This window comes from Streptomyces lucensis JCM 4490, from assembly GCF_014650035.1.
Classification (GTDB): Bacteria; Actinomycetota; Actinomycetes; order Streptomycetales; family Streptomycetaceae; genus Streptomyces; species Streptomyces lucensis.
In genome coordinates, this window is record NZ_BMUE01000012.1 from 49,636 (window position 1) to 69,840 (window position 20,205).

Annotated in this window: 22 protein-coding genes and 1 riboswitch; of the genes, 11 read left to right on the plus strand and 11 right to left on the minus strand. The window is 73.7% G+C overall.

Translation table 11 applies throughout. The features are described 5' to 3' along the window. The first annotated feature begins 13 nt into the window (after nt 1–13). A complete protein-coding gene (locus IE177_RS24895) occupies nt 14–238 on the plus strand; it encodes a (2Fe-2S)-binding protein (RefSeq protein WP_190017646.1) in 225 nt (74 codons plus the stop codon). Nucleotides 239–253: 15 nt separating this feature from the next. Here the strand turns inward: IE177_RS24895 and bfr are convergent, their stop codons facing one another. Beyond that, the gene (gene bfr, locus IE177_RS24900; protein WP_190017647.1) at nt 254–733 is read right to left on the minus strand and encodes a bacterioferritin; all 480 of its coding nucleotides are present in this window, start codon (nt 731–733) and stop codon (nt 254–256) included. A gap of 177 nt (nt 734–910) precedes the next feature. Between bfr and IE177_RS24905 the strand changes: the two genes are divergently transcribed. After that, complete coding sequence (locus IE177_RS24905; protein WP_190017648.1) at nt 911–1,543, plus strand: sulfite oxidase-like oxidoreductase; 633 nt, start codon at nt 911–913, stop codon at nt 1,541–1,543. 12 nt (nt 1,544–1,555) lie between these two features. Here IE177_RS24905 and IE177_RS24910 read toward each other — a convergent pair whose 3' ends face one another. The 6 genes from IE177_RS24910 to thiO form a co-directional block, all read right to left on the minus strand. Next, on the minus strand, nt 1,556–2,068 hold the full coding sequence (locus tag IE177_RS24910; RefSeq protein ID WP_190017649.1) for a DUF4396 domain-containing protein: 513 nt from the start codon (nt 2,066–2,068) through the stop codon (nt 1,556–1,558). 73 nt (nt 2,069–2,141) lie between these two features. Continuing rightward, complete coding sequence (locus IE177_RS24915; RefSeq protein ID WP_190017650.1) at nt 2,142–3,020, minus strand: deoxyribonuclease IV; 879 nt, start codon at nt 3,018–3,020, stop codon at nt 2,142–2,144. 57 nt (nt 3,021–3,077) lie between these two features. Next, on the minus strand, nt 3,078–5,006 hold the full coding sequence (gene pknB, locus IE177_RS24920; protein WP_190017651.1) for a Stk1 family PASTA domain-containing Ser/Thr kinase: 1,929 nt from the start codon (nt 5,004–5,006) through the stop codon (nt 3,078–3,080). Between the two features lie 88 nt (nt 5,007–5,094). Beyond that, entirely contained in the window at nt 5,095–5,889 is a 795-nt protein-coding gene (locus tag IE177_RS24925; protein ID WP_190017652.1) for a thiazole synthase, read from the minus strand. 3 nt (nt 5,890–5,892) lie between these two features. Then, nucleotides 5,893–6,105 carry a sulfur carrier protein ThiS gene (gene thiS, locus IE177_RS24930; RefSeq protein WP_190017653.1) on the minus strand — a complete coding sequence of 71 codons (213 nt, stop codon included), beginning with the start codon at nt 6,103–6,105 and terminating at the stop codon, nt 5,893–5,895. Then, the gene (gene thiO / locus IE177_RS24935; RefSeq protein ID WP_190017654.1) at nt 6,102–7,283 is read right to left on the minus strand and encodes a glycine oxidase ThiO; all 1,182 of its coding nucleotides are present in this window, start codon (nt 7,281–7,283) and stop codon (nt 6,102–6,104) included. Before thiO ends, thiS begins: the two co-directional genes overlap by 4 nt. Beyond that, nucleotides 7,281–7,392: riboswitch (TPP riboswitch) on the minus strand. (Overlaps the previous gene by 3 nt.) A 53-nt stretch (nt 7,393–7,445) precedes the next feature. Between thiO and IE177_RS24940 the strand changes: the two genes are divergently transcribed. The 6 genes from IE177_RS24940 to IE177_RS24965 all read left to right on the plus strand — a co-directional run bounded on the left by IE177_RS24940 (nt 7,446) and on the right by IE177_RS24965 (nt 12,295). Next, nucleotides 7,446–7,796, plus strand: coding sequence for an avidin-fold protein (locus IE177_RS24940; RefSeq protein WP_190017655.1), 351 nt, complete (start codon nt 7,446–7,448; stop codon nt 7,794–7,796). Between the two features lie 77 nt (nt 7,797–7,873). After that, entirely contained in the window at nt 7,874–9,061 is a 1,188-nt protein-coding gene (locus IE177_RS24945) for an NAD(P)/FAD-dependent oxidoreductase (RefSeq protein ID WP_190017819.1), read from the plus strand. Nucleotides 9,062–9,126: 65 nt separating this feature from the next. Beyond that, nucleotides 9,127–9,492, plus strand: coding sequence for an Rv2175c family DNA-binding protein (locus IE177_RS24950; protein WP_190017656.1), 366 nt, complete (start codon nt 9,127–9,129; stop codon nt 9,490–9,492). Between the two features lie 91 nt (nt 9,493–9,583). After that, nucleotides 9,584–10,231: a thiamine phosphate synthase gene (thiE, locus tag IE177_RS24955; RefSeq protein ID WP_190017657.1), complete on the plus strand. Its 648-nt coding sequence runs from the start codon at nt 9,584–9,586 to the stop codon at nt 10,229–10,231. A gap of 181 nt (nt 10,232–10,412) precedes the next feature. Then, on the plus strand, nt 10,413–11,336 hold the full coding sequence (gene metF / locus IE177_RS24960; RefSeq protein ID WP_190017658.1) for a methylenetetrahydrofolate reductase [NAD(P)H]: 924 nt from the start codon (nt 10,413–10,415) through the stop codon (nt 11,334–11,336). 56 nt (nt 11,337–11,392) lie between these two features. Next, complete coding sequence (locus IE177_RS24965; protein WP_190017659.1) at nt 11,393–12,295, plus strand: SCO2102 family sporulation regulator; 903 nt, start codon at nt 11,393–11,395, stop codon at nt 12,293–12,295. 28 nt (nt 12,296–12,323) lie between these two features. Here IE177_RS24965 and IE177_RS24970 read toward each other — a convergent pair whose 3' ends face one another. The 4 genes from IE177_RS24970 to IE177_RS24985 all read right to left on the minus strand — a co-directional run bounded on the left by IE177_RS24970 (nt 12,324) and on the right by IE177_RS24985 (nt 17,804). After that, nucleotides 12,324–13,832, minus strand: coding sequence for a phytoene desaturase family protein (locus IE177_RS24970; RefSeq protein ID WP_190017660.1), 1,509 nt, complete (start codon nt 13,830–13,832; stop codon nt 12,324–12,326). 387 nt (nt 13,833–14,219) lie between these two features. Continuing rightward, a complete protein-coding gene (locus IE177_RS24975) occupies nt 14,220–14,849 on the minus strand; it encodes a TetR/AcrR family transcriptional regulator (protein WP_190017661.1) in 630 nt (209 codons plus the stop codon). 47 nt (nt 14,850–14,896) lie between these two features. Then, on the minus strand, nt 14,897–16,981 hold the full coding sequence (locus IE177_RS24980) for a YhgE/Pip domain-containing protein (RefSeq protein ID WP_190017662.1): 2,085 nt from the start codon (nt 16,979–16,981) through the stop codon (nt 14,897–14,899). After that, nucleotides 16,953–17,804, minus strand: a complete 852-nt coding sequence (locus IE177_RS24985; protein ID WP_190017663.1) for an ATP-binding cassette domain-containing protein — start codon at nt 17,802–17,804, stop codon at nt 16,953–16,955. Before IE177_RS24985 ends, IE177_RS24980 begins: the two co-directional genes overlap by 29 nt. 148 nt (nt 17,805–17,952) lie before the next feature. On the opposite strand from IE177_RS24985, the gene IE177_RS24990 reads away from it, so the two are divergent. From IE177_RS24990 to IE177_RS25000, 3 genes are all read left to right on the plus strand, one after another. Then, on the plus strand, nt 17,953–18,525 hold the full coding sequence (locus IE177_RS24990; RefSeq protein ID WP_190017664.1) for an SAV_6107 family HEPN domain-containing protein: 573 nt from the start codon (nt 17,953–17,955) through the stop codon (nt 18,523–18,525). A 195-nt stretch (nt 18,526–18,720) separates the two neighbouring features. Continuing rightward, nucleotides 18,721–19,515 (plus strand): methyltransferase, encoded by a 795-nt coding sequence (locus IE177_RS24995; protein ID WP_229816264.1) that lies wholly within the window; start codon nt 18,721–18,723, stop codon nt 19,513–19,515. 276 nt (nt 19,516–19,791) lie between these two features. After that, complete coding sequence (locus IE177_RS25000) at nt 19,792–20,175, plus strand: SCO2097 family morphological protein (protein ID WP_190017666.1); 384 nt, start codon at nt 19,792–19,794, stop codon at nt 20,173–20,175. Nucleotides 20,176–20,205 lie beyond the last annotated feature (30 nt).

The following is a 20,205-nucleotide window of genomic DNA, read 5'->3' on the forward strand; positions in this document are numbered from 1 at the left end:
GGAGGTGAGCCGCGTGTACGTCTGCAGTTGCTTCGGCATCACCGAGCAGCAGGTCCAGAAGCATGCGGAGGACGGCGCCTGCACCCCGCGCCAGATCGCGTCGGCCTGCAAGGCGGGCACCGACTGCGGCTCCTGCGTGCGCCGGATCCAGGCGATCCTCGGCCGCGGCGCCTGCCCCCGCCGCGAGCTGGCCGACCAGGGCAGGCCGGTGCTGGCCGAACTCCCCGACGCGGCCTGATCGACGAGACGCCCCCTAGCCCTCCGGCTGCTCGATCAGCTGGGCGATGTAGAGCGCCTCGCCGAGCTTGTCCACCAGCTCCAGCTGCGTGTCGAGGTAGTCGATGTGGTGCTCCTCGTCGGCGAGGATGTCCTCGAAGATGTTCGCCGACGTGATGTCGCCCTTGTCGCGCATCACCTTGATGCCCCGCCTGAGCCGGTCGATCGCCTCCACCTCGATCTGCCGGTCCGCCTCGAACATCTCCCGGACCGTCTGGCCCACCCGGACGTGGAAGAGCCGCTGGTAGTTGGGCAGCGCCTCCAGGAACAGGATGCGGTCGGTGAGCACCTCCGCGTGCTTCATCTCGTCGAACGACTCGTGCCGCGTGTACTTGGCGAGCTTCGTCCAGCCGTTGTTCTCCTGCATCTTCGCGTGCAGGAAGTACTGGTTGATCGCGGTCAGCTCACCGGTGAGCTGCTCGTTGAGGAACTCGATGATCTCGGGGTCGCCCTGCATCGCAGCGGGCTCCTTCCACGCGGGGGGACGGAGGAGGGTGTGCGGCGCATGATTGCATCGGCGGAGAAGATCGTCCAGTAAGTGCGTACTTAGTAGGTACGAGCTGTTTTGTGGGCCCTTGTCCGGTTCGGGGGAGGGTGGTCAAGGGCACTGCCCGAGGTCTGTCAGGATGGATACATGGGTCATCCGGAGGAGCGAGAATCTGGGGCAGTGGCAGGGTCCGAGCTTCCGCCGGGTCAGCGGCTCCAGCGTGGATGGCCGGTCACGCACTACGGGCCCGTCCCGAAGTTCCGGCCCGAGCGCTGGGAGTTCCGCGTCTTCGGCGCCACGGCGGACGGTGACAAGCACGTCTGGAACCACGAGGAGTTCACGGCCCTGCCGTACACCACCGTGGTGGCCGACCTGCACTGCGTGACGAAGTACAGCATGCTCGGCGCCGAATGGGGCGGTGTCCCCGCCCGCGCCGTCCTGGACCTCGCCCCGCCGGCGCCGGACGTCACCCATGTGATGGTCTGGGCGGAGTACGGCTTCAGCTCGAACCTGCGCCTGTCGGACTTCGTCTCCGAACGCGCGATCTTCGCCACCCACAAGGACGGCGAGCTCCTCACCGCCGAGCACGGCTTCCCGGTCCGCCTGATCGTGCCGCACCTGTACGCCTGGAAGGGCCCCAAGTGGGTCCGCGGCGTCGAGTACATGACCGCCGACCGCCGCGGCTTCTGGGAGGAGCGCGGTTACCACAACATCGGCGACCCCTGGAAGGAGCAGCGCTACTCCTACCAGGAGGGGCCCGGGGACGGCCCCGAGCTCTGACCCCCGGGCGCGTCAGTGGTGGTACCGGTGCACCACGGCGTGACCCCTGCCCCGCCCGATCGTCCACTTGTTGACCGGGGTGGTCACGACGAAGGCGATGGCGAGCGAGGCCGCCAGTGAGACCCAGAACAGCGGCTCGCCGAGCGTCGCGTCCATCGCGGACGGCCAGACCAGGATCACGCCGTTGTCGATCAGCTCCATCACGGCGATGGACAGGGTGTCCGCGGCGAGTGCCACGCGGACGGCGGCGGCGAGGCCCACGCCCGCCCGGAGCGCGCCGCGCAAGGTGAGCGAGTAGCCGAAGAAGAAGGCCAGGACGATCGCCAGCAGTGTGGTCGCCGGGTTGCCCCAGCCGAGCGCCGTGCCGACGACCATGCCGAGCACCTCGCCGATGGCGCAGCCGGTGAGGCAGTGCAGCGTGGCCTGCGCGGCCGTCGACCAGGTGGCCGCGGGCGCGTGCCCCGCGTGCCCGTGGTGCTGCTCGCGGTGCTGCCGGTGCTGTTCGGTGTGGGCCGAGTGGTCCATGGTGTCCCCCAATGCCGGGTGGCGGTTCCTGACGACAGGAACCGCATACCCCCTGGGGGTATTCCCGAACGGTTCAGGAATCCCGGAGCCGCTTCAGCCTTTCCACGTCCGCGGCGTGGCCCTCCTTGCCGCCCGGCGTCTCGATGATCAGCGGGACGCCCGCCGTCGCCGGGTGCGTCATCAGGGCGCGGAACGGGTCCTCGCCGATGTGACCGGCGCCGATGTTCTCGTGCCGGTCCTTGTGCGCACCGACGACGTCCTTGGAGTCGTTGGCGTGGATCAGCTTCAGCCGCCCCTCGCCGACGGTGTCCACCAGCAGGTCCAGGGTCTGGTGCATGCCGCTCGGCCCGGTCAGGTCGTGCCCGGCGGCGAAGACGTGGCAGGTGTCGAGGCACACGCCCAGCCTGGGGTGCGCGTCCAGCGCCTCGAAGTACGGCCCGAAGTCCCAGGTGCGCGAGCACAGCGAGGCGCCCTGCCCGGCGGTCGACTCCAGCAGCAGGAACGGGTCGTCGTCGTGGGTCAGCTCGTCCAGCAGCGGCAGCAGGTGCGCGCGCACCTGCTTCAGCGCCACCTCCCGCGTCCGCCCGCCGGTCGCGCTCCCGGTGTGCACGACCACGCCCAGCGCGCCGATCTCCCGCCCGCGCCGCAGCGAGTGCCGCAGCGACTCCACCGACCGCTCCACGGTCGCCTCGGTGTGCGAGCCGAAGTTGATCAGGTAGGGGGCGTGGACGTACGCCGGGACCGACGCCTCGGCGCACGCCGCGCGGAACGCCTCGTCCTGCCGCGGGTTGCCGGCGGGCGTGGCCCAGCCGCGCGGATTGGCGACGAAGACCTGCACGGTCTCCGCCTTCAGGTCACGGGCGTACGACAGCCCCACGGAGTGCAGGCCGCCGGCCACCGGGACGTGGCCGCCCACGGGGTTGCGGGGGAGGGAGGGGGGAACGGGACTCACCCGTTCAGGGTGTCATGCCCGCTCCGGCCCCCGGACCACGGTCCCCGGTGACCCCGGTCACCGGATGGTGATCGTGATCGTCGACCCCTTGGGCGCCCTGTCGCCGCCCGCCACCGACTGCTTCTTCACGGTGTCGCCGAACAGCCCGAGCAGCCCGCGGTCCTCGTCCACCTCGAACCCGGCGTCCTCCAGCGCCTTCGTCGCGTCGTCGACGCTGTCGCCCACCACGTCCGGGACCTCGATCATCGGCGGGCCCTTGGACACCGTCAGCGTCACCGTGTCGCCCTCGGCGGCCTTGCCGTTCGGCGGGTTCTGCTCGGCGACCTTGCCCGCGTCCTGGTCCGAGGTGACCCGGTCGGGGGCGACCCGCACCTTCAGCCCGGCGCCCGTCAGCTCCTGCTTCGCGCTGTCCAGGTCCTCGCCGGTCACGTCCGGCACGTCGATGGCGCGCCCCTTGCTGACGGTCAGCGCGATCGCCGAACCGGCGTGCCGCTTGGTGCCCGCGTGCGGTGTCGTGGCGATCACGGAGCCCCTGGGCACGTCGTCGCTGAAGTCGCGCGTGACCATGCCGGGCTCCAGCCCGTCCTCCCTCAGCCGCGCCTTCGCCTCGCCGAGCGGGCGGCCCTGGACGTCCGGCACGTTCACCGTCTCCGGGCCGAGCGACACGGTCAGGCTCACCGAGCCGTTGTCCCGGATGCGGGCGCCGGGCTTCGGGTCGGTACTGATGACCGTGCCGCGCTTGACGGTGTCGTTGTAGGCGCGCTCGACCTGCCCGACGTCGAGCCCGGCCGCCTCCAGCCGCTCCTTGGCCTGCGCCTCCGTCTTCGCGAGCAGCGGCGGCACCTTCGTGAACTGGCCGGAGTTGATGTACCAGACCCCGCCGCCCACGCCGAACACCACCAGCACGGCGGCCAGCACGGCCAGCACCGTGCGCCGGGGCCGCCCCGGGCGCCGCGACGGCGCCGGCGGCACCGGCGGGGCCTGCAGCCGGGTGGTGCGGCCGGCGTCCTGACCGGGGGAGTCCTCGTTCACCGGCAGCGGCCGGGGTACGGTCGGCGAGCGCGGGATCACGCTCGTGCGGTCCTCGGCGTTGTCGTGCCCCGCGGCCAGCGCCTGCGGCGGCGGCGCGTCCAGCTGCTCGTCGGTCAGCGACCGACGGGCCTCGCGCGCCCGGGCGAGCAGCGCCACGGCGTCGTGCGGGCGCACCTCGGGGTCGCGCGCCGTGGCCGAGGCGACCAGCTCGTCCAGCTCGTGCGGCAGCCCCGGCACCAGCGCCGAGGGCGGCGGGACGTCCTCGTTGATGTGCCGGTAGAGCACCTGGGCCGGGGAGTCCCCGGAGTGCGGCTTCTCGCCCGTGAGCATCTCGTAGAGGACCACACCGCACGCGTACACGTCGACGCGCGGGTCGGTGGTGCCCTGCTCCACCTGCTCGGGCGCGAGGTACGACACCGTTCCGAGCACGGCGCCCGTCGTGCTGGTGACGGTGTCCACCGACCGCACCAGCCCGAAGTCGGCCACCTTGACCCGCCCGTCGTCCCCTATGAGGACGTTCTCCGGCTTCATGTCCCGGTGCACGAACCCGGCCCGGTGCGCGGCGCCCAGCGCGGCGAGCACCGGCTCCAGGATGTCCAGCGCGGCCCGCGGCTGCAGCGCCCCCCGCTCGCGCAGCACGTCGCGCAGGGTGCACCCGGCGATGTACTCCATCGCCAGGTACACGTACGACCCGTCGGTGCCCTGGTCGAAGACCTGCACCACGTTGGGGTGGTCGAGCCGGGCTACCGACTTGGCCTCCCGGATGAACCGCTCGACGAAGGTGCCGTCGACCGCGAGCGTCGGGTGCATCACCTTCAGCGCGAGCACGCGGTCCAGGCGGGTGTCCAGGGCCCGGTAGACCGTGGCCATCCCGCCCGCCGCGATCCGCGCGTCGACGCGGTAACGGCCGTCGAGCAGCTGCCCGACGAGGGGGTCCTGAAGGGTCGTATCCACGCAGGGGAGTCTACGAGGACCGGCCGCCCGCCCCGGGCCCCGTGGGGTTCCGGGGACGGAATGCAGCAGAGCTGTGACTGTCGCGCGATCAGAAGGCGGGGCGCTCGGGGTCCAGGCGGGCGCGCCCCCCGGTGGGCGAGGAGGCCCGCGCGAAGTGGCGACGCGGGATGCGCCCCGCCAGCCGCGCCAGCCGGCCCGCCTCCACCGCGTGCTTCATGGCCGCGGCCATCGTCTCCGGCTCCTGCGCCCGGGTCACGGCGGAGGCCAGCATCACACCCGCGCAGCCCAGCTCCATGGCCAGCGCCACGTCGGACGCCGTACCGGCGCCCGCGTCCAGGATCACCGGCACGCGCGCGTGCTCCACGATCAGCTCGAAGTTGTGCGGATTGCGGATGCCGAGCCCGGACCCGATCGGCGAACCCAGCGGCATCACCGCCGCGCAGCCGGCGTCCTCCAGCTTCCGCGCGAGGACCGGGTCGTCGTTCGTGTACGGCAGCACCGTGAACCCGTCGTCGACCAGCGTCTCGGCCGCCTCCAGCAGCTCCACCGGGTCCGGCAGCAGCGTCCGCTCGTCGGCGATGACCTCCAGCTTGACCAGGTCCGTGCCCAGCGCCTCCCGGGCCAGCCGCGCGGTCAGCACCGCCTCCCCGGCGGTGAAGCACCCGGCCGTGTTCGGCAGCACCCGGATGCCCAGCCCGTCCAGCACCGACAGCACGGAACCGTGCACGGACGGGGCCACCCGCCGCATCGCGACCGTGGTCAGCTCGGTGCCGGAGGCGACCAGCGCCCGCTCCAGCACGTCGAGGCTGGGCGCACCGCCCGTACCCATGATCAGCCGGGAGCCGAGGGGCACACCGCCGAGGACGAAGGGGTCGTCGGCCATGGGTCAGCCTCCCTGGACGGCGGTGAGGACTTCGACGCGGTCGCCCTCGGCGAGCGCGGTGGCCGCCCACCGCGTGCGCGGGACCACGGTCTCGTTGACGGCGGCGGCCACCCCGGAGGGCGCCGCGGTGAGGGTCTCGACGAGGGAGTCGAGGGCGGTGCCCGGGGCGATCTCCCGGCGCTCCCCGTTGACGGAGATGGTGACGGCAGGGGTCATGCGGGCTGCTCCATGCGGGACGCGGGCCGGGCCTGCGGTACGGGGCCGAACCGCAGCGGCGTGAACGGGCGGGCTTCCTCGGGCAGTTCACCGGTGACCAGCGCGTGCGCCAGCACGTCGCCGGTGACCGGGGTGAGCAGCACCCCGTTGCGGTGGTGCCCGGTGGCCAGCTGCAGCCCGTCCAGGCCGGACGGGCCGAGCAGCGGCGCGTTGTCGGGGGAACCGGGGCGCAGCCCGGCGCAGGTCTCGGTCAGCGGCAGTTCGGTGATGCCCGGCATCAGCTCGTGGGCGTCGCGCAGCAGCTCGTAGACACCGCCGGCCGTGACCGTGGTGTCCCAGCCCAGCTCCTCGCTGGTCGCGCCGACGACGAGTTCGCCGTTCTCCCGGGGCACCAGGTAGACGTGGCTGCCGCGGACCACGGCCCGCACGGTCCTGCTCAGGAACGGCGCGTACCGGCGGGGCACGGTCAGCCGCAGCACCTGGCCCTTGACCGGCCGCACCGGCGGCAGCACCGCGTCCGGCACCCCCGCGAGGCACCCGCTCCTGCTGCCGGCCGCGAGGACGACCTGCCCCGCGCGCAGCCCGGTGCCGTCCGCCGTCGTGACCCCGGCGGCCCGGTCCCGGACGACGTCGAGCCGCTCCGCCGGCGACCGGTGGAACACCACTCCGGCGCGCTCGCACGCGGCGACCAGGGCGGCCGCCAGCCGTCGCGGGTCGATCTGGTGGTCGCCGTCGACCCGCAGCCCGCCGCGCACCCCGGGTGCCAGCATCGGCTCCAGGCGGCGGCACTCCCGGCCCGCCAGCCATTCGGACTCCAGGCCCGAGCGCTGCTGCAGGGCGTGCAGGTCGCGCAGGTGGGCGCGGTCGTCGGCGTCGAGCGCGACCGCGAGGGTGCCGCAGCGGCGGTAGCCGAGGTCGTGGCCGGTCGCCTCGGTCAGCTCGGCCGCGAAGGCGGGGTAGCGGCGGGCCGATTCGAGGTTCAGGGCGAGCAGTGTCTCCTCGCCGTAGTGCAGTTCGGTGACCGCGGCCAGCATCCCGGCCGCGACCCGCGCGGCGCCACCGCCGGGCTCGGGGTCCACCACGGCCGCCGCCAGCCCGCGCTGCGCGGCGCGCCAGGCCGTGACCAGGCCGATGATCCCGCCCCCGATGACGAGGACGTCGGACGTACGTGACGACATGGGCGTCCAGCCCCTCCCTTCGCCGGCATGACCCGGATCAGGTTCGTACGGTCGGAGGCCGCCAGCCTCCCTCTCAGCCCGGTGCGTCCGGGCTCCCGCGAGTGCTTGTACGGTGGCCACCCTAGCCCGCTCCGCTCACCGCCCGTAAGGGAGACCCGCGCCATGCCCCGCTCGCTCGACGGACTGATCCTCGCCCCGGTCGCGGACCAGGCACCGGGCCAGGTGGGCACGCACACCCGGTTCGCGTACCACGAGAAGGACGGCGAGGTCTGGGCCGAGTACGCGGGCGGCGACGTCCTGCGCGGCCACCTGGTCGGCACCCGCGACGGGGACCGGCTGGACTTCCGGTACGTGCAGCTCAGGACCGACGGCACGACCGCCTCCGGACACTGCGTCTCCACGGTCGTGGAGCTGCCCGACGGGCGGGTGCGGCTGGAGGAGAGCTGGGAGTGGGAGTCCCGCCCCGGCAGCGGCACGAGCGTCGTGGAACAGCTCACCGAGCACGCCCCCTGAATGACGTTCCGTCAGTTGACTATGGTGGCCGGGTGAGCGAGCAGTCAGCGGGAGAGGGCAGGCCGTCCGGGCGGCGCGTGGTCGTCGTGGGAGCCGGCATGGCCGGGGTGCAGACCGCGGTCGCCCTGCGGGAGCAGGGCTTCACCGGCGGCGTGACGGTCATCGGCGCCGAGCCGCACCAGCCGTACGACCGGCCGCCGCTGTCGAAGGCCGTGCTGCTGGGCACGGCCGAGGGCTCCGCCTTCGACGTGGACTTCGAGGCGCTCGACGTCGACCTGCGGCTCGGCTGCGAGGCGCGGGGCGTGCGCCCCGCCGAACGCGTGCTGGACACCGAGGCGGGCCCGGTGGCCTACGACGACCTGGTCCTCGCCACCGGCGCCGAACCCGTCACGCTGCCCGGCACCGAGGGCGTGCCCGGGGTGCACCTGCTGCGCACCCTGGACGACGCCGAACGGCTGCGGCCCGTGCTCGCCCGGCAGCACGACATCGTGGTCGTCGGCGCCGGCTGGATCGGCGCGGAGTTCGCCACCGCCGCCCGCGAGGCGGGCTGCGCGGTCACCGTCGTCGAGGCCGCCGGCCGGCCGCTCGCGGGCGCCCTGCCCGCCGAGGTGGCCGCGCCCATGGCCGCCTGGTACGCCGACGCCGGCGCCGAACTGCGCACCGGCGCGCGCGTGGAGCGCGTCGAACCGGGCGCGGTCGTGCTCGCCGACGGCTCCCGGCTGCCCGCGGACGCGGTCGTCGTCGGCATCGGCGCCCGGCCCGCCACCGGCTGGCTGGCCGGCTCCGGCATCGAACTCGGCGCGCACGGCGAGGTCGTCGCCGACGGCCGCCTGCGCGCCTCCGTGCCCGGCGTGTACGCCGTCGGGGACTGCGCGTCCTTCCCCTCGGCGCGCTACGGCGAACGCCTGCTCGTCCACCACTGGGACAACGCCCTCCAGGGCCCGCGCACCGTCGCCGCGAACATCATTGGCGTGACCCCTTCGGTCTACGACCCGGTGCCGTACTTCTGGTCCGAGCAGTTCGGCCGCTTCGTGCAGTACGCCGGCCACCACGGTCCGGCCGACCGCCTGGTCTGGCGCGGCGATCCGGCGGGCCCCGCCTGGACGGCGTGCTGGCTGCGCGAGGGCCGGCTGGCGGCCCTGCTGGCGGTGGGCCGGCCCCGTGACCTGGCCCAGGGCCGCCGGCTGATCGAGGCGGGCCGGACGATGGACGCCGAGGCGCTGACGGACCCGGCCCGGCCCCTGAAGTCGGCCACGGCCGGCTGACCGGCGCCGCGGCGAGCGACCCGGCGCATCGCGACCCCGCCCGCCGAGCGCCTACCCTAGGGACCGTGACCGAGATTGACGCGAAGATCGATGCTCTCGTCCCCGCCTGGCTCACCCTCCCCGACATCGCCGAACAGCTCGGCGTCGAGGTGACACGGGTGCGGCAGCTGGTCAAGGAGGGCCAGCTCATCGCCGTACGCCGTGGTGAGAACAAGGCACTGCACGTCCCCGCCGCCTTCATCGACGGGGACAAGGTGACCAAGGGCCTGTCCGGGACCCTGACCCTGCTGCGGGACGACGGTTTCACGGTCGAAGAGATGATCGAATGGCTCTTCACCCCCGACCCGACCCTGCCCGGCACCCCCGCGCAGGCCCTGAGCGAGAATCGCGGCACGGAGGTGAAGCGCCGGGCCCAGGCGCTCGCCGTCTGAGCCGACCCGCACCAGCGGGTGGCGTGCGGCCCGGCCCGCACGCCACCCGGCGCAGCCACCAGGTACGCCGACCATCCGGGGGGACCTACGCATGTCCGACACCGCCCGCGCCGCACTCGCCGACGCCCGTCTGTACCTGTGCACGGACGCCCGCAGGAGCCAGGGCGACCTCCCCGAGTTCCTGGACGCGGTCCTGGCCGGCGGAGTCGACGTCGTGCAGCTGCGCGACAAGGGCATGGAGGCCGCCGAGGAGCTGGAGCACCTGCGGGTGTTCGCCGACGCCTGCGCCCGGCACGGCAAGCTGCTCGCGGTGAACGACCGGGCGGACGTCGCCCACGCGGCCCGCGCCGACGTGCTGCACCTCGGCCAGGGCGACCTGCCGGTCCCCGCGGCCCGTGCCGTCCTCGGCGACGGCGTCCTGATCGGCCGCTCCACGCACTCCGAGGCCGAGGCGGCCGCCGCCGCCGTCCAGGAGGGCGTCGACTACTTCTGCACCGGCCCGTGCTGGCCCACCCCCACCAAGCCCGGCCGGCCCGCACCCGGCCTCGGCCTGGTCCGCCACACGGCGGGCCTCGGTACGAACCGCCCCTGGTTCGCCATCGGCGGCATCGACCTGGGCAACCTGGACGAGGTGCTGGACGCCGGCGCCCGCCGCGTGGTCGTGGTCCGCGCGATCACCGGGGCGGACGACCCGGGAGCGGCCGCCGCGGAGTTCGCCAAGCGGCTGCGGCAGCTCTGAGCGAAGCCGCCCCCGCGGGCGAACGACGCGGCATGCGGACGCGGCCCAGTGGTCGTCTCCGGGAGGCCGCCGACGGGCCGCTGTCCAGGTTTTTGTCCAAGGGGTGGACAGAGAACCGACAATCCGGACAAATGCCCGGCCTCCGGTTGGGGTGCCGTCCGCCCCTGGCTAACCTGCGAGTATGGCCCTCGGAACCGCATCCACCAGGACTGATCGCGCACGCACCGTGCGCGACATCCTCGCCACCGGCAAGACGACGTACTCGTTCGAGTTCTACGCGCCGAAGACCCCCCAGGGCGAGCGGAACCTGTGGAACGCGCTCCGCAGGGTCGAGGCCGTCGCGCCGGACTTCGTGTCCGTCACCTACGGTGCCGGCGGCACCACGCGCACCACCACGGTCCGGGAGACCCAGCAGATCGTCGTCGACACGACGCTCACCCCGGTCGCCCACCTCACCGCGGTCGACCACTCCGTGGCCGAACTGCGCAACATCATCGGCCAGTACGCGGACGCGGGCATCCGCAACATGCTGGCCGTCCGCGGCGACCCGCCCGGCGACCCGATGGGCGAGTGGGTGCCGCACCCCCGGGGCCTGGCCTACGCGGCCGAACTCGTCCGGCTCATCAAGGAGTCGGGCGACTTCTGCGTCGGCGTCGCCGCGTTCCCCGAGATGCACCCGCGCTCCACCGACTGGGACACCGACGTCCGGCACTTCGTCGACAAGTGCCGTGCGGGCGCCGACTACGCCATCACGCAGATGTTCTTCCAGCCGGAGTCGTACCTGCGGCTGCGCGACCGGGTCGCGGCCGCGGGCTGCGAGACCCCCGTGATCCCCGAGATCCTGCCGGTCACCAGCGTGAAGATGCTCGAACGGGTGCCCAAGCTGAGCACCGCGCTGTTCCCGGACGCCCTGAAAGAGCGGATCCTCACAGCGAAGGACGATCCGGCGGCGGTACGCTCCATCGGTATCGAGTTCGCCACGGAGTTCTGCGCGCGGCTGCTGTCCGAGGGAGTGCCCGGACTGCACTTCATCACGCTCAACAACTCCACGGCGACGCTGGAAATCTACGAGAACCTGGGCCTGCACCACCCCCCGCGGGCCTAGACCGGCCGTACCGCGATACGACACACTGCGTAGCGGCCACTGGGAGAGGGGCGTACATGGGCTGGACGGTCCTCTACATCGCGTTCGGCGGCGTCGCGCTGTGGCTGCTGGGCGAGGTGCTGCTGCAGTACAAGGCGCGGCTGCGCTGGCGGCTGCTCGCCTTCGCCGGCTTCCTCGGCGTCGTGCTCGGTGTGCTGATGCCCTCCGTCATCGTGATCGGGCTGGGCGCGATCGCCTTCGCGATCGGGCAGACCTACGTCACCCTGTCGTTCCGCCGCGGCTTCGCCGCCGGCTGGGCGGTCAAGCGGCCCGAGGAAGGGGCCCCGGCCGCCGGCGGCAGCAAGCGCCGCCGCGGCAGGGCGGACCGGCACGACCCGGTCCTGGAGGTCTCCGGCCCGGAGCACGCCGGTGCGGGCGACGACGGGGACACCGGCCACGCCGCACCCGGCGCCCACGACACGGGCGAGTACGACGACTACGACCGCGACGACGTGTTCACCCCGGCCCGCTCCGCCGATTCCACCGCCGTCTACGAGCCGCAGCCCCTGCCCGACGACACCGGCAGCTACGGCGTCTACGGCGACACCGCCTACGCGCACACCGCCCAGCAGCAGAGCCACGCCTACGACTACTCCGGCTACGGGCAGCAGGGCTACGGCTACGACGCCGGCCAGCAGCAGGGCTACGCCAACTACTCCGACCCGTACATCGGCAGCCAGTCCTACGGCGGCGCCCCGTACGACCCGGGCTACGCCCAGCAGTACGGCCAGCAGGGCTACGCCCAGGACCCGTACGCCACCGGCGGCTACGGCGAGACCCCGGCCGGCGGGCTGTGGGTACCGCAGCAGCGCACCGACGAGACCTACGGCGGCGAACTCCCGCAGGAGCAGCCGTACCCGTACCAGGCGGGCGGGCAGACGCAGCAGGGCGCCGGGTACGACGAGCAGTACCGCTTCTGAGGTCCCCGGCCCCCGGCGCCCGCCCCGCTCACTGCGAGCCGCGGAACCCGGGGCCCTCCACGATCAGCCCGGCCACCAGCGCCCCCGACATGCCCGCGTGCGGCAGGCCGCCGCCGGGGTGCGACCAGCCGCCGGCCGTGAACAGGCCCGGCAGCGAGGTGGTGTTGGCCGGGTGCAGCACACCCTCCGGCGCGGCCAGGGCGGGCGGCGGCACCGCGCCGCCCGTGGCCCCCGTCTCCCGCTCGGTGTCCAGGGGCGTGCGCACCTCGCGCCACAGCACCCGCTCGCGCAGCCCGGGCACGGCCCGTTCGGCGGCGGCCACCATCCGGTCGGCGAAGGCGCCGGCGGTCCCCGGCGCGGCCCAGTCGTACTCGGTCGCCGACGGCACCGTCGCCGTCAGCACCACCGACTCGTGCTCCCCGTCGGGGCGCAGGGCCGGGTCGTCCGGCCGGTCCACCAGGACCGTGGGCAGGTCGGGCAGCACCCCGTGCCGGAACAGATCGAGGTCGCCCTCGCCGTCGGCCGCGTGCACCACCGTGCGGTGCGCGGCGCCCGGCTCGCGCGCGCCGCGCAGCGCCAGGCACACCACCACCCGGCCCGGGTAGCGGTCCTCGCGCTCCGCCGGCACGTCCCGCGCGCCGTACAGCTCCCTCCCCGCGACCAGGCCGCCGAGCCGCCACGGCCCGGTGCCGACGACGAAGTCCGCCCCGGCGGCCGTGCCCCCGGCCAGTTCGACACCCGCCGCCCGGCCGTCCTCCTCGACGATCCGGATGACCTCGGCGCCGAAGACGAACTCGACCCGGCGCTCCAGGCACCGTTCGTAGACCGCGCGGGCCAGCTCCCGGATCCCGCCGCGCACGTGCCAGGTGCCGAAGGCGTGCTCCATGTACGGCAGCACGGCCGCGCTCGCCGGTGCGATCCCGGGATCCAGGCCGTACGCGAGCGCGCAGCCCTCCAGCAGCTGCGCCAGCCGGGCGTCGCGCAGCTCCCAGGAGCCGATCTCGTGCAGCTTGACCGCCCGCCGGGTGCGCCACAGCCGCTTGTGCGGGACGCCCGGATACGGCTCCTTCTCCTCCAGCACCCGCCAGTCGGACCACAGCGGTTCCTCCAGCAGGGGCCGGCGGGTGCGGTCCCAGGCCTCGCGCGCCCGCACCAGGAAGTCGCCCCAGCGCTCGCCCGCTCCCTCGCCCAGCGCCTCGTCCAGGGCCGCGACGACTCCGGCGCGCGAGGCGTTCGGCAGCGACACCTCGGTGCCGTCCGCGAAGACGTGCCGCGAGGACGGGTCGACCTGGACCAGGCCGACGCACTCCTCCAGCGGTTGTCTGCCGGTCTTGACGAACAGGTCGCGGTAGACCGCGGGCAGCGTCAGCAGACCCGGTCCGGTGTCGAAGGCGAACCCGTCCCGTTCGAACCGGCGCACCGCGCCGCCGTACGTCCGTGTGCGCTCGTACACCACCACCCGGTGGCCCGCGACGGCCAGCCGGGCAGCGGCCGCCATCGCGCCCATCCCGGCGCCGATCACCGCAATCCGTGCCATGCCCGCGACCCTATCGACCGCCACCGGCGCTCAGGGCGCCGGGCCGTGCCCGGGTACGCGTGCGGACGGCTGAGTATCCGTACCTAGGCCCCGGGATGAGTACGCGCGCGGATGGGACCCGGCCCGTGCGCACGGGAGAGTGGAGGCACGGCAAGGGGGCGCGGCACGGCACCGCCGGCACGGGGCGGCGGAACGGCGTCCGCGCCCCGGCCGCTCCTTCCGCCGATCCGTCGGCGGAAGCGAGACGGGGCCCGGTGGGCGACCGCCCGCGGGGCGCCATCGGGGGAAGACCGTACGGGGGAGTACGGGGGAGTACGGGGGAGTACGGGGGGTTCGGGGAGGGGGAAGGCGCCGGTCCGGCAGCGGGCCGGCGCCTTCCCCGCGCGCTCAGCCCCTGCCGCTGACGCGCCCCTGGAGCAGACGGGAGAGGGCCGCGTGGACGTCGTCCAGGGACCGTTCGGGCTGGAACGACTTCCAGTCCAGCGCGGCCACCAGGACCATGCCGACCAGTGCGGCCGCCGTCAGCTGGACATCGATCTCGTCGCTGAACTCGCCGTCCGCCACGCCCTCGCGCAGCACCCCCTCGACGACCGCGACGGCTTCCTGCCGGACCACCATCAGCGTGGACTGCCAGGCCCGGTTGGTGCGCCACAGCTCGGCCACGTACAGCTGCGTGAAGGCCGGATAGCGGTCGATGAAGACCAGGCCGGCGCGGATCATCGCGTCGAGGGCGTCCACCTTGCCGCCGCCCTCGCGGTCCGTCCGCTCGGCCGCCTCCCTCAGCGAGGCGGTGAGCAGGCCCACGCCGTGCCGCAGCAGCTCCTCGAAGAGGACCGACTTGCTCGCGAAGTTGTAGTAGACCGTGCCCTTCGCGACCCCGGCCCGCTCGGCGATCTCGTCCACCGTCGTCGCGGAGAAGCCCTGCTCGGCGATGAGCGTGACGGCCGCCTCGTAGAGCTTCTGCCGGGTGGCCTCACGGCGCGTGCTGCCGCCGGACCTGGCGCTGCTGCTTTCCATGGCCCCGATTGTCACAGGTGCGCGCGTGTGCCGAGGCCCTTGGGCGATCACAGGCTCAGCTCCGGGTGCAGCCGGTCCAGCGTCCACACCTGGCGGCGCCGGGCCGCGAGCGCGGTCAGTGCCAGGGCGCCCGCGGTGAACAGGGCGAGCACACCGCACGCCTGCCAGACCGGGCCGAGCCCGCCGCCCGTGATCAGCCGGCGCAGCGCGTCCACGATGTAGCTCATCGGCAGGAACGGGTGGATCGCGTTGAAGAAGGCCGGGCTGGTCTGCACCGGGTACGTGCCGCCCGCCGAGGTCAGCTGGAGCATCAGCAGCGCCAGGACCAGGATCCGGCCGGCCGCGCCGAAGCGGGCGTTCAGCCACTGCACGATGGCCGCGAAGCAGGCCGTGACCAGGAACAGGAAGCCCACCGTGCCGGCCGCCCGCAGCATGTGCAGCCCGACCGCCCAGCGCAGTACGGCCATCAGGGCGGTCACCTGCAGCACGCCCACCGCGGCCACCGGCAGCCAGCCGGCGAGCGCGATCCGCCACGCGGAGGAGCCGGCCGACAGGGCACGCCGGTTGAGCGGCGGGATCAGCATGTAGCCCACCATCGCGCCCACCCACAGCGACAGCGGGATGAAGTAGGGGGCGAAGCCGGTGCCGTAGTTGGGCGCCTTGTGCAGGTCGTGGGAGGCGAGCTGGACGGGGTCGGACATCACGCCGGTGCGCCGGTCGCGGTCCTGCTTGTCGTAGTCGGGGATCTTCTTCGCGCCGTCGTGCAGGCCGCCGGCCAGTCTGCCGGAGCCGTCGGACAGCTTGTAGAGGCCGCCGTTCAGCGTCTGGGCGCCCGACTCGGCGGTGCCGATGCCCTTGTCCAGCTTGACCGCGCCGGTCCGGGCGGTGCCGAGCCCGGTGTGCAGCTTCTTGGCGCCGGAGGCGACCTTGTGCGCGCCGTTGTTCAGCTTGTTGATCTTCTTGACGGCGTCGTCGACGTCCTTGGACAGGTGCGGGGCGCGCTCGGCGAGGGCGTCGGCCTGCTTGCGCAGCGTGCCGAGGTTGTCCCGCATCGTCTTGAGGTCGCCGTCCTGGTCCGTGATCAGCGTGTTGACGTCGTCGGCGACGGTGGCCACGTCGGCCGCCGCCGTCTTGGCCCGCTTCAGATCCGGGCAGGCCGGGTCGGGGACGGTCGCCTCCTCGCAGCGCACCCGGTAGATCTTGTCGAGGACGGCGGAGGAGGCGTGCGCGATCTTCGCGGCGGCCGGCGCGCGCTTCACCAGGACGTCGAGGTTGTCCTGGACCGCCTTGGCCGAGTCGGAGACCAGCCGGGCCGTGTCGCCGATGGTCTTCCCGTTGCTCTTCAGGAACGGTCCGGCCTTGGCGTAGACGCCGTTGACCTTGTCGGCGAGTTCCTGCGTGCCGTCGGCGACCTGCCGCGAACCGTCCTGCAGTTCACCGGCCCCCTTGTCGAGCTTCTTCAGCCCCTTGGCCAGCTTGCCGCTGCCGGACTTGGCGTCCCCCAGTCCGTCGGCCAGGTCCTTGGAGCCCTTCTCCGCCTTCCCGAGGCCCTTGTCGAGCTTGTCGGCGCCCTTGGCGGCCGTGACGGTCTTGTCGTGGATGTCGGAGAAGGAGACGAAGATCTTGTCCAGGAAGCCCCGGGACGCCTTGGTGGACGCGGCGGAGCGCACCTCGTGGAAGACGGTGCGGGAGATCTGGCCGACGATGTAGTTGTTCGCGTCGTTGGTGCGCACCTGGAGGGCGCCGGTCTCGGGGGAGTCACCCGAACTGGACGCGATCCGCCTGCTGAGATCGGCCGGCAGGGTCAGCGACAGGTAGTAGGTGCCGTCCTCGACGCCCTCGCGGGCCTCCTCGTCGCTCACCTCGTGCCACTCGAAGGTCCGGCTGTCGCGCAGCCCGTCGACTATGTCGTCGCCGGCGGTGATCCTCCGGCCGCCCGCCGTCGCGCCCTCGTCGTCGTTGACCAGGGCCACCGGGACGCGGTCCAGACGGCCGTACGGGTCCCAGAACGACCACAGGTACAGGGCGCCGTAGAGCAGGGGGAGCACGAGCAGCGCCACCAGGGCGGCGCGCGGCAGCCGCCCGCGCCCGAAACGCCTCAGCTCAAGCGCGGCCAGCCTCGGTGAGCGCATCGCCGGCTTCCTCCTTCCCTTCGGACGCGGGAGTCCGCGCCTCGGCGCCGGCTTCCGCGCCGGCCTTCCCGGCTTCCGCGCCGGCCTTCCCGGCTTCCGCGCCGGCCCTTCCGGCCTCCTGCCGGGCCGTCGACACGGTGACGCAGCCCTCGGGGGCGGTGCGGCACACGGCGGCGACCGTCGTCCCCGCGTGCGTGAGGGACCGCAACAGGTCCCAGACCTCGGCGCGTTCGGCGTCCGAGAGCTTCACGTCGATGTCGTCCACGCCCAGCAGCCGTGGCCGTCCCACGAGCGCCAGGGCGACCGACAGGCGCAGTTCCTGGATCCGCTCCAGGTCGCGCACGACCGTCCGGGAGCCCTTGGGCAGCGCTTCCAGGTCGAGTCCGGCGGCGGACAGGGCCGCGTCCACGCGTTCCCGGGCCTCCCCCGCGCGCTGGTCGCGGGGCCGCAGCACCTCGCGCAGGGAATCGCCGAAGCGGCGCTGGAGCAGGGCCCGTTCGCGAAGGTGCTCGCCGACGGTCAGGGCCGGCTCCAGGTCGGTGACACCGGCCACGTTGGCCACCGCGCTGAGGCGGCGGGCGGCCGCCAGGTGGCGGGGGAGTTTGAACCCGCCGACGGTGGCCACCCCTTCAGTGGGCTTCATCCGTCCCGTGAGCGCGAGCAGCAGACACGTGCGGCCGGAGCCGGACGGTCCTTCGAGCGCGATCAGCGAGCCGGGGCCCGCGTCGAGGGTGACGCCGCGGAAGGCCCACCCCCGCGGCCCCTCGAGTCCAAGGCCTTCGGCCGTGACGTGAACGCCGTCCACTGGCCCCCCTGCCTGCATGCCGTTTTTGAACTGACTGGTCAGTGCAAAAATACGCCCGAACCTACGGTCGAGGCAAAGGCGCAGGTCAGAACGGATTGTCAGTGCCATACCTCACGATGGGCACATACGGCACCCGTGCCGTCACCCAGACGACAGGAGGTTCGTCATGGCCAACCCGTCCGCAGCCGCCGCACACCGGCGCCGCGCCACCGGCCCTGCCCCCTCACTGACCGGCCCGGCGAGCGACGTGCACCCCGTGCTCCGCCGGGCCACGGCCCCGCCCGCCGCCCTCGACCTGCTCGGCAAAGCCCGCGCCGGCCTGGAGGAGGCCACCGCCCTCCAGGCACCGAACGAGCGCTACGCCACGGCCCACCTCGCCGCCCTGCGCACCGCCGCCGCCGTGCTCGCCGCCCGCGGCCGCCCCGAGACCTCCCCACGCCGCCGGGCCCGCATCCGCAGCGCCTGGGAGGTGCTCCCGGAGATCGCCCCCGAGCTGACCGAGTGGAGCGCGCTGTTCGCGTCCGGCGCCGCCCGCCGCGCCCGCGCCGAGGCGGGCATCCAGGGCGCGGCCGGCCGGCGCCAGGCCGACGACCTCATACGCGACGTGGCGATGTTCCTCCGCATCGTGGAGCGGATGCTGGTCCTCCAGCCGGTCCTGCCGCAGCCCCGCCGGGACACCGGCGAACCGGACGGCCCCGGCCGCCCGCAGGCGCCGGGAGGCCTCCCGGACGCGGGCTGACCACGGGTTGGTCCGCAGTGCGGGACGGCCCGGTGTCACGCACTGCCGCGATGAGGGGGCCGGGCGCGGGAGGCAATAGGGTGGGAAGCGCCTGAAGCCTTCCCTCCTCCCGCACCGGGCCGGGGGAGGCATCCCGTTCACGCCGCCGGCCACAGGCGGTGCCGCGCCGAGGAGTCAACTGCCGTGCCGGACCCGATGCGCCCGCCCGTCTCCGACCACCGGACGACACAGCCGCGCCCCCGCGCCTCCCTGCGCACCGCCGTGGTCTGGGAGGTCCTCCAGGACGCCCTCGACCGCCGGACCAAGGCCACCGGCCGGGACGCGCTGGACATCCTCGACACCGGTGGCGGCAGCGGCAACTTCGCCGTGCCCCTCGCCGGCCTCGGCCACCGCGTCACCGTGGTCGACCCCAGCCCCAACGCGTTGTTCGCGCTGGAGCGCCGCGCCGCCGAGGCCGGCGTCGCCGACCGGGTCAAGGGCGTGCAGGGCGACGCCCACGGCCTGTTCGACGTGGCCGAGCGCGGCGGCTACGACGTCGTGCTCTGCCACGGCGTCCTGGAGTACGTGGACGACCCGGCCGAGGGCATCCGCAACGCCGTCGCCGCGCTGCGCCCGGAAGGCGTCCTCAGCCTGCTCGCGGCCGGCCTCGGCGGCGCCGTGCTCGCCCGCGCCCTCGCCGGTCACTTCAAGGAGGCCGGGCAGGCACTGCGGGACCCCGACGGCCGCTGGGGATCCGGTGACCCGGTACCCCGCCGCTTCACCGCCGACCAGCTCACCGCGCTGGTGGAGGGCGCCGGGCTGCGGGTCGGCGCCGTGCACGGCGTGCGGGTCTTCGCCGACCTCGTGCCCGGCGTCCTGGTGGACACCGAACCCGGCGCCCTCGACGCGCTGCTGGAGCTGGAGGCCGCCGCGGCCGAGCTGCCCGCGTTCCACTCCGTCGCGACCCAGCTGCACGTGCTCGGCGAGACGCCGGGGGCGGGCGAGGCCTGAGCGCGGTGCCGCACCCGCCGCTGATCAGCGGATCGGCGGCGGATGGAGTACGCCACAAGACCCCCGATCGAGGGGTTTGCGCCGTATGATCGAGGTACACCACCCGGCATGACGGGTCGGCCGCCGGGGAATGGAAGCCTCAGCGAGCCGGGTCCGCCGTGGCGGGTTCCAGTTGGCCAGTTGGCGTAGAGGGGCGGGTTTCACGGGGGCGATTCCCTGCCTATCCTGAAGGGACCCCCCGGGTCGCCCCGGCGACTGCACGATGAGGAGGACTCCGTGCCGCTCTCGGAGCACGAGCAGCGCATGCTCGAGCAGATGGAGCGAGCGCTGTACGCCGAAGATCCCAAGTTCGCGTCGGCGCTCGAGGGAAGCGGGCTGCGTACGTACACCCGGCGGCGGGTCTACCAGGCGGTCGCAGGCTTCCTCGTGGGTATCGCGCTCCTCATGGCCGGAATGGTCGCTCAGCTGATCTGGGTCAGCGTGGTGGGTTTCCTCGTCATGCTGGGCTGTGCCGTCCTCGCCGTCACCGGATGGCGCAAGACGCCCAAGCCGGGCGAACAGCCCGCGGGCGCCGCTCGCCGCCAAGTACAGCCGAAGCGCTCCATGATGGACCGGATCGAGCAGCGCTGGCAGCGCCGCCGGGACGAACAGGGCCACTGACCGCACCGCGGTCCACCGCCGACGACAACA